Origin of the sequence: Bradyrhizobium sp. 155 (genome assembly GCF_023101105.1) — a bacterium.
Taxonomy (GTDB): domain Bacteria; phylum Pseudomonadota; class Alphaproteobacteria; order Rhizobiales; family Xanthobacteraceae; genus Bradyrhizobium; species Bradyrhizobium canariense_D.
This window is the reverse complement of record NZ_CP064704.1, coordinates 5,391,376-5,403,360: the sequence shown is the minus strand read 5'-3', so window position 1 is coordinate 5,403,360 and position 11,985 is coordinate 5,391,376. Positions and strand designations below refer to the sequence as shown.

The 11,985-nt window shown below is 64.1% G+C and carries 10 protein-coding genes; all 10 read right to left on the bottom strand.

The features are described from left to right. Positions 1 to 12: 12 nt before the first annotated feature. Positions 13 to 1,524 carry an ABC transporter substrate-binding protein gene (locus tag IVA93_RS26225; RefSeq protein WP_026233287.1) on the bottom strand — a complete coding sequence of 504 codons (1,512 nt, stop codon included), beginning with the start codon at positions 1,522 to 1,524 and terminating at the stop codon, positions 13 to 15. A gap of 23 nt (positions 1,525 to 1,547) precedes the next feature. Then, the gene (locus tag IVA93_RS26220; RefSeq protein WP_018457042.1) at positions 1,548 to 2,648 is read right to left on the bottom strand and encodes an ABC transporter ATP-binding protein; all 1,101 of its coding nucleotides are present in this window, start codon (positions 2,646 to 2,648) and stop codon (positions 1,548 to 1,550) included. Beyond that, positions 2,648 to 3,637, bottom strand: coding sequence for an ABC transporter ATP-binding protein (locus IVA93_RS26215; protein WP_018457041.1), 990 nt, complete (start codon positions 3,635 to 3,637; stop codon positions 2,648 to 2,650). The genes IVA93_RS26220 and IVA93_RS26215 overlap by 1 nt, the downstream gene beginning before the upstream one ends. Then, positions 3,634 to 4,344 (bottom strand): DUF1028 domain-containing protein, encoded by a 711-nt coding sequence (locus IVA93_RS26210; protein WP_018457040.1) that lies wholly within the window; start codon positions 4,342 to 4,344, stop codon positions 3,634 to 3,636. Before IVA93_RS26210 ends, IVA93_RS26215 begins: the two co-directional genes overlap by 4 nt. Before the next feature lie 9 nt (positions 4,345 to 4,353). Further along, positions 4,354 to 6,159: a gamma-glutamyltransferase family protein gene (locus IVA93_RS26205; RefSeq protein WP_085352149.1), complete on the bottom strand. Its 1,806-nt coding sequence runs from the start codon at positions 6,157 to 6,159 to the stop codon at positions 4,354 to 4,356. A gap of 81 nt (positions 6,160 to 6,240) precedes the next feature. Then, entirely contained in the window at positions 6,241 to 7,230 is a 990-nt protein-coding gene (locus IVA93_RS26200; protein ID WP_247363485.1) for an ABC transporter ATP-binding protein, read from the bottom strand. Further along, on the bottom strand, positions 7,227 to 8,213 hold the full coding sequence (locus tag IVA93_RS26195; RefSeq protein ID WP_247363484.1) for an ABC transporter ATP-binding protein: 987 nt from the start codon (positions 8,211 to 8,213) through the stop codon (positions 7,227 to 7,229). Before IVA93_RS26195 ends, IVA93_RS26200 begins: the two co-directional genes overlap by 4 nt. Positions 8,214 to 8,316: 103 nt before the next feature. Continuing rightward, positions 8,317 to 9,288, bottom strand: coding sequence for an ABC transporter permease (locus tag IVA93_RS26190; protein WP_018457036.1), 972 nt, complete (start codon positions 9,286 to 9,288; stop codon positions 8,317 to 8,319). 10 nt (positions 9,289 to 9,298) lie between these two features. Continuing rightward, a complete protein-coding gene (locus IVA93_RS26185; protein WP_247789266.1) occupies positions 9,299 to 10,279 on the bottom strand; it encodes an ABC transporter permease in 981 nt (326 codons plus the stop codon). A gap of 104 nt (positions 10,280 to 10,383) precedes the next feature. Continuing rightward, the gene (locus IVA93_RS26180) at positions 10,384 to 11,979 is read right to left on the bottom strand and encodes an ABC transporter substrate-binding protein (RefSeq protein ID WP_085362291.1); all 1,596 of its coding nucleotides are present in this window, start codon (positions 11,977 to 11,979) and stop codon (positions 10,384 to 10,386) included. Between the last annotated feature and the right edge of the window lie 6 nt (positions 11,980 to 11,985).

The following is an 11,985-nucleotide window of genomic DNA, read 5'->3' as shown; positions in this document are numbered from 1 at the left end:
GCGAGGCCACGCTCACTTGAACTTCAGCCCGACCACGCGCACGAGGCCATCTGGCATCTGCTTATAGCCCTGGAGTTTAGTCGTATGCGCAATCAGAAGCGTGCGGTGGTAGATGTAGATGATCGGCAAATCGTTGAGCACGATCCCGGTCAGCTTTTCGTAGATCGCCTTGCGCTCATCGAATTTGGCGGTCAGCCGGCCGTCTTCCATCAGCTTGTCGGCTTCCGGGTTCGAATAGACGCCATCGTTCTGCGGTGCCTTGCTGCGCATGAAGATGTAGGAGTTGCCGTCGGGATCGATGCGGCCGCTCCAGTTGATCTGGAAGATCTGGAACTCGCCGGCCTGGGCCTGCTTGAAGGTGGTCGCGAATTCGACCGCGCGGATCTTGATGTCGAAGCCCGCTTCCGCCGCCATCGACTGGATCACCTGGGCAACCGCTTCGTTCTCCGCGCCCTTGGGGATCATGTAGTCGACGGTCACCGGCGAGGTGATGCCCGCTTCCTTCAGCAGCGCCTTGGCCTTCGCGACGTCGCGGCCGTGGACCGGGAACGCCTTCTGGTAATAGGGATGTGTCGGGCTGACCCATTGATTGCCTGGGGTGAACTCGCCGTTAAAGACAACTTGGTTGAGAGCTTCGCGATCGATCGACAGATCGAGCGCTTGGCGTACTTTCGCCGACTGGCTGAGCGGCCCCTTTGCTTTGTCGTTGCCGATATTGACGGTCAGGCCGTAATAGCCGAGCTCCGGTGCCGTCGACAGCACGAGCCGCGAATCCGCACGCACGTCCTTGATGTCGGTGGCGAGCACGCGCTCGATCAGATCGAGTCCGCCGGACTTCAGGTTGGCAAGGCGCACCGTGGCGTCAACGATCGGCAGGAAGACCACCCGGTCGATATGGATGTTGTCCTTGTTCCAATAGTCGGCGAATTTTTCGAAGACCATGCGGTCCTGCTGCACGCGCTCGACGAACTTGTAGGGACCGGCGCAGACCGGATGCAGGCCGAACTTGTCGCCGGCCTCCTTGGCAGCCTTCGGCGACACCATCATGCCGGAGCGGTCGGTCAGCTGGGCGATCAGCGGGGAGTAAGGTGTCTTAAGCACCAGCTTGATGGTCAGAGGGTCTACGATTTCGACATGGTCGACGCTGGCGAGCTCGGACTTGCGGAACGAGGTCGGCAGCGTCATGTGACGCTCGATCGAGAACTTTGCGGCTTCCGCGTCGAGCGGCTCGCCGTCGTGGAATTTCACGTTGGGCCGGAGCTTGATAGTCATCTCCTTGCCGTCGGGCGAGGTCTCATGCGACAGCGCGAGCTGCGGCACGATGTTGAGCTTCTCGTCGATGTCGAACAGCTTGTCGCAGAAGGCGGAGAACACGATGCGGCCGACATAGGTGCGGCCGATGCTGGGATCGAGGATGTCAGGATCCTCGGCGATGCCGATGCGAAGTGTGGTCTGGGCTTGGGCCGCGCCTACGAGCGACGTCAGCAATGCCGACGCCAGGAGTGCCAAACGCATAGGACTCATCGCTCTCAACCTCTGTTTTACGGCTATGCCGGGTTCGTCCCCAATGAACTAACCCCGCTGCCGCGGACTGCTTCCGGGCCGCCGCTGAAGGCGGCGACCAATTTTTCGAGAACCGGGGAGAAGCCGCCGTCCGTTGGGACGATCGCCTCGGACGACGGCAGTTCCGACGTTCGGTGGCATGCCGTTGCATGTCCGATGCCATCCTGCACGAGCTGAGGCATTTCGTTGCGGCAACGGTCGACCACGTAGGGGCAGCGGGTGTGGAAGCGGCATCCCGGCGGCGGATTGAGCGCGCTGGGGATTTCGCCCTGCAGCACAATGCGGCTGCGCTTTGCCCGCGGTTTAGGCACGGGAATCGCGGACAATAGAGCCCGGCTGTAGGGATGACGCGGTGCGGCAAACAGCGCGTCCGCCGCCGCCGTCTCGACGATCTGGCCGAGATTCATCACCGCCACGTGGTCGGCGATGTGCTTGACCACCGCGAGGTCGTGCGAGACGAAAATGTAGGCCAGCCCGAGCCGGTCCTGCAGCTCGCGCAGCAGATTGAGGATCTGCGAGCGGATCGAGACGTCGAGCGCCGAGACCGGCTCATCGCAGATGATCAGTTTCGGCTCGACCGCGAGCGCGCGGGCGATGGCGATACGCTGGCGCTGGCCGCCGGAAAACTCGTGCGGGTAACGACGCGCCAGCCGCGGCTCCAGCCCGACCAGCCGCAGGATCTCCTCGACGCGTTCGCGCCGCCGGGCGGGCGGCACCAGATTGTGCAGCGCCAGCGGCTCGGTCAGGATCTGGCCGACGGTCATGCGCGGATTGAGCGAGGCGTAGGGGTCCTGGAAGATGATCTGCGCCTCGCGGCGAAAGGCGCGCAGTGCGCCGGCGTCGAGCGAGAGCAGATCGCGGCCTTCGAAACGGATCGTGCCTGCATCCGGCTCGATCAGCCGCAGCACCAGGCGGCTAACGGTGGATTTGCCGCAGCCGGATTCACCGACCAGCGCTAGCGTCTTGCCGGCATCGAGCGAGAAGGAAACGCCATCGACGGCTTTGACATGCGCCAGCGCCCGGCCGAACAGCGAACGCTCGGCGACGAAATGCTTGAGCAGACCCTGAACCTCGAGCAGAGCCATCACGACACCAGACGTTCGAGCGGGGCGCGCAGGCAGCGCGAGAGGTGGCCGGGGCTGACTTCGAGCAGCGGGGGCGGCGCCTTGGTGCAGGCGTCCAGCACGAAGGGGCAGCGTGCGGCGAAGCGGCATCCCGCGGGCGGCTGCATCATGTTCGGGACCATGCCCTCGATCGTGGCGAGCTGGTCGGCGCGATGGTCAAGCCGCGGGATCGAGCCGAGCAGGCCGACGGTGTAGGGATGCTGCGGCGCTGAGAACAGCTCGTCCACCGGCGCGCGCTCGACGATCTCGCCGGCATACATCACCGCGACCTCGTCGCAGACTTCGGCGACGACGCCGAGATCGTGGGTGATCAGGATGATGGCAGCGCCGCTCGCCGCCTTCAATTCGCGCATCAGCTCCAGGATCTGCGCCTGCAGCGTGACATCGAGCGCGGTGGTCGGCTCGTCCGCGATCAGCAGCCGCGGGTCGCAGGCGAGCGCCATCGCGATCATGACGCGCTGGCGCATGCCGCCGGAGAGCTTGTGCGGATATTCGTCGATCCGCCGCTCGGGCGAGGGGATGTGGACGCGACGCAGCAGATCGATCGCCCGCTCGCGCGCACTCCTGCGCGAACCGCCGCGGTGGCGCAAAATCGTCTCGATGATCTGGTCGCCGATGGTGAAGCTCGGATTGAGCGAGGTCATCGGCTCCTGAAAGATCATCGCGAGCCGGTTGCCGCGGAGGTCCCGCAACGTCTGGTCCGACGTCTTAAGCAGGTCGAAACCGTCGAAGCGGATCGCGCCGGAGATCTCCGCGCTCTGCTTCGGCAGCAGGCCCATGATCGCCAGCGACGTCACGCTCTTGCCGCAGCCGGATTCGCCGACGAGGCCGAGCGTCGCGCCATTGGCGACGCTGAGATCGACGCTGTCGACCGCATGGGTGACGCGGCCGTCGTCGCCGTGAAAATGAATGCGCAGATCGCTGATCTCGATGAGGGGGCTCGGGTTCATGAGCGTATTGCGCGCGCTGCGGCGATGCTGGCGTCGATGACGCTGCGATCGGTGTTGCCGGCAGGGTTCTGCCGGGTTGGCATGGAAACGCGGAAGTGGACCCAGAGTTCGTGGCTGACGCGCTCGAGCCGCTCGAGCTCGCCGAGCGGATCGGGATGATCGTCGGCGCGCAGGTCCAGCGCCGGCCATTCCTCCTCGCCGTGGATCAGGAGCGCGGCGGACTGCTTGCCGCGCTTGTCGCCGCCAGCGGCCTCGCCCGCGCGCAGCGCGGCAAGCAGGCGGCGCGGGAAGGGCAGGCTGTCATTGGCGATATAGGTTTTTGCGGTCTCGTCGAGCACGTCGGCGCCCGCGAGCATGTTGCCGGCGATCGAGAAACCGCTGCCCGCAATGTGCCCGCACCAATCCACGCAGTCGCGCCCGGTATGCGCGGCAATCGCGCCGCTGGCGTCCATGATGTGAATCTGGCGGCTCTCGCGGCCGTCGTCGGTCGCGAGCAGGGCGGCCAGCACGTCGTGCGCGTTGAGGCCCTCACGCAGCAGCTTGACGCCGTCGATACCGTAATAAGGATTGACGAAAGCCTGCGTCGCGATGGCGCCAAGGCCCGCCGCGATGTAGGGGACACGCGCGCCGACGGCGAAGAAGCGCGTGGCAACGGCGATGCCAAACTGGCTGGTAGCAGAATCGCGCGCGATGATCGACCAGGTCATGTGCTGCCTTTAGCGTCCTGCGGCGTAGCCCTGCATGCCGCGCGGATTGGCGGCGGCGCGGCGGCGCGGACCGACGCGCGAGGCCGCGGTGAGGCGGCCTTCGGACCAGTCCGGACCGACCTCGACGATATGTCCGCGCTCACGCAGGTTCTCGATCGTCGCCTTCGGCACGCGGTTCTCGATCACGAGCACGCCGGGGCGCGCGGTGCGGGGCCAGAACGAGATCGGGAAATGCTCGGAATGCCAGGCCGGCGCGTCGATCGACTCCTGGAGATTGAGATTGCAGTGGACGTGTCGGAGGAAAAACTGCGTGATCCACTGGTCCTGCTGGTCGCCGCCGGGCGAGCCCCAGGCGAGATAAGGCTCGCCGTCGCGCAGTGCCATGGTCGGCGACAGCGTGGTGCGGGGCCGTTTGCCCGGCGCGAGCGAGCTCGGTTGGTTCTCCTCCAAATCGAACATTTGTGCGCGGCTGCCGAGGCAGAAACCCAGCTCGGGAATGACAGGCGAGGATTGCAGCCAGCCTCCCGACGGCGTCGAGGACACCATGTTGCCGACCTTGTCAATGATGTCGAAATGCACGGTGTCGCCGCGCACCTCGCCGAAGCGCCCCACGGTTGGCTCGCCGGCGCCGAGCGCGCCGACGGCCTCGCGCTGGCCCTCAGCTCGGCGCAGCTTGACCACGCCGCCAAGGCCCTCGACCGTGCCGGGCCGGAGATCGAGCGAAGCTTTCTCGGTAACCAACTTACGACGTTCGTCGTTATAGGCATCTGACAGCAGCGTTGCGATCGGGATTTCGCTGAACTTGGGGTCGCCGTAGAATTTTTCGCGATCGGCAAAGGCGAGTTTTGCGCATTCGATCTGGAGATGGATGAACTCCGGTCCGGTCGGATCGAGCCCATCGAGGGCAAAGCCCTTCAGCAGCGCGAGTTGCTGCAGCGTCACGGGACCCTGGCTCCAGACCCCGGCCTTGCAGACCGTGTAGCGGCCATAATCGTAGGTGAGCGGAGCCTCGACCGTCGGCTGCCAGCGCGCCATGTCGTCGGCCGACAGCACACCGCGATGCGGCGAGCCGCTGACGTCCATCACGTCCTGCGTCCGGCAGAATTTGTCGATGGCTTCCGCGACGAAGCCCTGCGACCAAGCCTTGCGTGCGCGCTCGATCTCGGCATCGCGGCCGCCGCCGCCGCTTTCGGCCTCGCTCAGGATTCGCGCATAGGTCGCCGCAAGTGTCTTGTTGGTGAAGAGCGTGCCGGGCTTTGGCACTTCGCCGTTCGGGAGATAGACGGCGGCCGATGTCGGCCAGTGCGTGCGGAATAATTGCTCGACGGTCTGGATCGTGGCGCAGGCGCGCTCGACCAGCGGATAGCCGTCGCGCGCATAGGAGATCGCGGGCTCCAGCACATCGCGCACGCGCATCGTGCCGTAGTCACGGAGCAGCATCATCCAGGATTCGAAGGTGCCGGGGACGCAGGCCGCGAGCAGGCCGGTGCCGGGCACCATGTCGAGGCCTTCGCTCTTGTAATGCGCGATGGTGGCGCGGGCCGGTGCCGGGCCCTGGCCGCAGATCACCTCGGTGCGGCCGCGCTTCACGTCGTGCACGATGATCGGAACGTCGCCGCCGGGGCCGTTCAGATGCGGCTCGACCACCTGGAGCGTGAAAGCGGTGGCGACGCCGGCGTCAAAGGCATTGCCGCCCTTTTCCAGAATGGCCATCCCGATAGCGGTCGCGATCCAGTGCGTGGTCGCAACGACCCCGAAGGTGCCTTCGATCTCGGGGCGTGTCGTGAAGGGATCGGGATTGACGATGCTGGCCATGGACTACCTCATTTGCGGCGCGCGCAATTGATCACAGGGCCAGGCCGCCGCCAAATGCGCAGGCTGCATGGCACGCGCGCGTCACGCCGGTACCGGCGCGGTGTTGACCGCGTGGCAGGCGACGCCGTCGATCAATTCAGGTGCTTCCCTGCGGCAGAGATCGAACGCCAGCGGGCAGCGCGGATTAAAGGCGCACCCGGACGGCGGGTTGATCGGGTTCGGGATCTCGCCCTTCACGGGGATGCGCTGGCGGCCGCTCATGGCAAGATCAGGCACGGCGCCAAGCAGCATCTTGGTATAGGGCATGCGCGGATGGGCAAACAGCTCGCGCCCTTCCGCGATCTCGACGATGCGGCCGAGATACATCACACCGACGCGGCTCGCCATGTGGCGGACGACGGCGAGGTTGTGGCTGATGAACATGTAGGTCAAGCCGAACTTGTCCTGGAGGTCGCGCATCAGGTTCAGGATCTGCGCCTGCACGGAGACGTCAAGCGCGGAGGTCGGCTCGTCGCAGACGATGAATTCGGCGTCGGAGGCGAGCGCGCGCGCGATCGCGATGCGCTGGCGCTGGCCGCCCGAGAATTCGTGCGGAAATTTCAACCTGTCGTCGGGATGCAGCCCGACGAGGGTGAGAAGCTCTCCGACCCGCGCCTGGATGTCGCGCTCGCCCTCGATCAGGTCGAACGCGCGGATTGGCTCGGAGATGATGGCGTCGACTCGGAAGCGTGGGTTCAGGCTCGCATAGGGATCCTGAAAGATCATCTGGATGCGGCGGCGCAGTTTCCGCCGCGCCTGGGCCTGCCGCGGATCGGTCATTGAGATGCCGTCGATCAAGACGTTGCCGGAGCTTGGCGGCAGCAAGCCGACGACCATCCGCGCCACCGTGGTCTTGCCCGAGCCGGATTCGCCGACCAGTGCAAAGGTCTCGCCCTTCCTGATATCGAAGGTGACGCCATCGACGGCCTTGAGATATTCGAGCTGCCCGCCTTCGAGCATGCGGTTGAGCCAGGGTTTCGAGACGTCGAAGACGCGGCGCAGATTCGTGGCCTGGACGAAGGGAGTGCTCATGCCGCGCTCTCGGCCGGCACGCCGTCATAGAGATGGCAGGCGACGGATTGCGTGCCGCGCGGCAGCGGCTCCGGCCTCTCCACGCGGCATCGGTCGAATGCGAATGCGCAGCGCGGATTGAACGAACAGCCGCGCGGGATCGCCGACAGGCGCGGCATGGAGCCGGGGATCTGCACCAGACGCTTGTCGTCGCCGGCAAGGGTCGGGATCGCGCCCATCAGGCCCTTGGCGTAGGGGTGCAGCGGGTTTCTGACCACGTCCTGCACCGGACCGATCTCGGCGACGCGGCCGGCATACATCACCGCGACCCGGTCGGAGGTCTCGGCGATCACGCCCATGTCGTGGGTCACCAGCATCACCGCAGTGCCATGATCGCGGCCGAGACGCTTGATCAGCGAGATGATCTGCGCCTGCACGGAAACGTCGAGCGCGGTGGTCGGCTCGTCGGCGATGATCAGCTCCGGTTCGGCGCAGATCGCGAGCGCAATCACAACGCGCTGGCGCATGCCGCCGGAGAATTCGTGCGGATAGCCGTCGATGCGCTTTTCCGGAGCCGGGATTCCAACTTCGGCGAGCAGGTCGATGGCTCGGCGGCGGGCGGCGGTCTCGGACAGGTTCAGATGCGTTCTGATCGTCTCGATGAGCTGGTCGCCGACGCGGTAGAGCGGATTGAGCGAGGTGAGGGGGTCCTGGAAGATCATGCCGATCCGTTTTCCCCGGATACGGCGCAGCTCCTCCGCCGGCAAATTGTCGATGCGCAGGCCCGCAAGGCGAATCTCGCCGCCGGCGATGCGGCCCGGCGGATCGATCAGGCCGATCACAGCCAAGCCCGTCACGGACTTGCCGGCGCCGGATTCGCCGACCACGCCGAGTACCTCGCCCTTGGCGATGTCGAAGGAGACGCCATCGATGGCGCGTAGCGTGCCGCGGCGGGAGGCGAACTCGACCTGAAGATTACGCACGGAGAGGATGGGGTCGGTCATGAGCGAGACGCTCTCATCCAGGTTTTGCTCATCCGAATCATGCTTGTCCAGGTCTTGCTCATCCAAGTCTTGCTCATCCGAGTCTTGCCCATCGAAATGTTGCTCATCGGAGCTTCGGGTTGAGCGCGTCGCGCAGCCAGTCGCCGAGCAGGTTGATCGACAGGATCAAGGCAGCGAGCGCGATACCAGGAAAGGCCACGATCCACCATTCGCCCGCGAACAGGTAGTTGTTGCCGATGCGGATCAACGTGCCGAGCGAGGGCATTGTGTCGGGCAGGCCGACGCCAAGGAAGGACAGCGTTGCCTCGGTGATGATGGCGAGCGCAAGGTTGATCGTGGCGATGACCAGGATCGGACCCATCGTGTTTGGCAGCACATGGCGGAACATGATCTTTGGTGCGGGAAGGCCGATCAATTGCGCGGCCGCCACGTAATCCTTGTTCTTCTCGACCATCACGGAACCGCGCACCGTGCGGGCATACCCGACCCAGAAACTCAGGCCAATCGAGATCACCAGCACCACCAGCATGCTGGTTGCATCCAGCCGGTTGCCGAGGATCGATTTGGCGATGCCGTTGACCAGCAGCGCGATCAGGATGGCGGGAAAAGTGAGTTGCACGTCGGCGATCCGCATGATCACGCCGTCCACCGCGCCCCCGAAATAGCCGGCGACCAGGCCAAGCGCGATGCCGAGCGCGCCGGCGAAGATCACGCCGGCCACGCCGACGGCGAGCGAGATGCGCAGCCCGTAGAGAATGGCGGAGAACACGTCGCGGCCCTGCTCGTCGGTGCCGAGCAGGAACGGGCTCTGCCCCTCGGCGGTCCAGAGCGGTGAGATCCGGGAATTCATCAATTGGAGCTGTGCCGGATCGAACGGGTCCTGCACCGCGAGCGCGGAGGCAAAGATCGCGAGCAGGAAGAACAGCACGGTAATGACTGCCGCCACCATGGTCAGCTTGGATCGGCGAAACGAATAGAAGATGTCGCTGTTGAGTGCGCGACTGAACCAGCTGCGGGCGGCATGCGTCGGCAGCGTGCTCGGCTTGTCGGGATGAGAGGCGACCACTTCGGACATACAGGCTGCCTTATGTGGCGCGGCCGACGGTCGCGCGCAGGCGCGGATCGACGACGGTGTAGAGGATGTCGACCACCAGATTGATGGTGACGAAAATCAGTGAGACCATCAGCAAGTAGGCGGCCATAATCGGGATATCGACGTTTTGCACGGCCTGTACGAACAGAAGTCCCATGCCGGGCCATTGGAACACGGTTTCGGTGATGATCGAAAATGCAATAACCGAGCCAAACTGCAGGCCGGCTACCGTGATCACCGGAATCAGCGTGTTCTTCAGCGCGTGGCCGAAATGAATGGCACGGGTTGTCAGCCCGCGGGCGCGGGCAAAGCGGATATAATCTGTCCGAAGCACTTCCAGCATCTCCGCGCGCACCAGCCGCATGATCAGGGTCATCTGGAACAGGCCGAGCGTGATCGAGGGCATGATCAGCGCCTTCAGGCCCGACAATGTGAGCAGGCCCGTGGTCCACCAACCCAGCTTGACGACTTCGCCCCGGCCGAACGAGGGCAACCAGCCCAACGTCACTGCGAACAGGTAGATCAGAAGGATGCCGATCAGGAAAGTCGGCAGCGAGATGCCAATCAGCGAAACCGCCTGGAATAATTTGGCGAGCAGGGTGTCGCGCCTGAGCGCCGAATAGACGCCCATCAGGATGCCGGAGATCATTGCAAATACGGTCGCGCAGATCGCAAGTTCCAGCGTTGCCGGCATACGCTCCATCAACAGCGTCGAGACCGGCTGGCGGAACTGATAGGAGACGCCGAACTTGAATTGCGCCGCATCGGCGAAATAGCGCACGAACTGCACCGGCACGGGATCATCGAGGCCCAGCGACTTGCGCAGGGCGGCGCGTTCGGCCGCCGGCGTATCAAGCGAGACGATCTGGTTGATGGGGTCGCCGGCGAAGCGGAACATCGAGAACGCGATGATGCCGACGGCGAACATGACGCCGATGGCCTGAACGGCCCGGCGAAGAGTGAAAGCGAGCATGCCTTCCACTTTCCTTGAGTGTGCGTCTGGCCGACGTCTTTGTCAGCCGAAAAAGGAAAGGTCCCGGTAGCCTGACGCTGCCGGGACCTTGTGTTCAACTGACGCTATTCCTTCTTGGTCGCCCAGTGGAACATGACCAGATTGTCGGCGCGCTGCGGCAGGTTGACCTTTTTCGATACGCCCCAGGCCAGCGCCTGCTGGTGCAGCGGAATATAAGCCCAGTCCTTGATGCTGATCTCATACGCTTGCTTGATCAGCTGGTTGCGCTTTGTGGTCTCGGTTTCGACCAGCACCTTGTCGGTGATGGCGTCGAATTCCTTGTTGCAATAGCCGCCGAGATTGGCCTCGCCGCGCGATGATTTCGCATCGTCGCGACAGCCCATGATGTCGTAGAGCACGTTATGGGAGTCCATCGTGCTCGGCGTCCAGCCCAGCATGTAGAACGAGGTCTGATAGCCGCCCTGCTTCAACACCTTGGCGAAGTATTGCGCCTTGGGCTGCGCCAGCAGATTGATCTTGACGCCGATGCGGGCAAGCATGCCCACGACGGCCTGGCAGATCGCCGCGTCGTTGACGTACCGATCGTTCGGGCAATCCATGGTGACCTCGAAGCCTTCGGGGTACCCGGCCTCGGCCAGGAGCTTCTTGGCACCATCTGGATCGAACTTCGGCCGGGTGAACTCCTTGGACAGCACGAACAATTCCGGAGCGATCATCAGCGCCGAGGGCGTGGACAGCCCGCGCATCACCCGCGTCTTGATCAGCTCGATGTCGATGGCTTTGTAGAAGGCTTCGCGGACCTTGACATCCTTGAACGGGTTCTTGCCCTTGATGTTGGAGTAGAGCAGCTCGTCACGCGTCTGATCGAATCCGATGAAGATGGTGCGCAACTCAGGGGCCTTCAGCACCTGGGCATTCGGGCTCGCATCGACGCGGGAGATGTCCTGGATCGGCACCGGCTCGATCACGTCCACTTCACCCGAGAGCAGCGCGGCGACGCGGGTGGCATCGGACGAGATCGGGGTGAAGATAATCTCCTTCAGGTTACCTTCCATCTTGCCCCAGTAGTTGGGATTGGCCTTGAACACGGTCTTCACACCGGGCTGATGGCTTTCGATGATGAAGGGACCGGTGCCGTTCTCGTGAAGCGAGGCATAGCTCGGAGAGGTCGCGGACACCGGCGTCGGCTCGACCGCTTTGTTCTCCTCAGCCCATTTCTTGTCCATGATGTACCAGACATCCCACGACGAATTTAGGATGGGATTGGGCGAGGGCAGGACGAAATCGACTGTGTAGTCGTCGACCTTGACGACCTTGACGTTGGGCGCCAGCCGGGTCTGCATGTTCGAGTTCTTGTTGCGGACGCGATCGGCGGAGAACAGCACGTCGTCGGCGGTGAAGGGGTCGCCGTTATGAAATTTGACGCCCTTGCGCAAATGGAAGCGCCAGCGGGTCGGCTCCGGTGTCTCCCAGCTCTCAGCCAGCGCCGGGATGATCTTCAGGTCCTTGTCGCGCGCGGTGAGGCCTTGATAGACGTGACCGAGATGAGCGTGCGTGGTGGACTCGTTCAGCGAATACGGATCAAGCGACTTGAGATCGCCCTGGTTGGCGTAGCGCAGCGTCTGGCTCGACGCCGGCGAGACCGCCAACGCAAGCATACTGGCGAGCGTCGCCGCAAACAGACTTCGTCCGACTGACATTCTTGA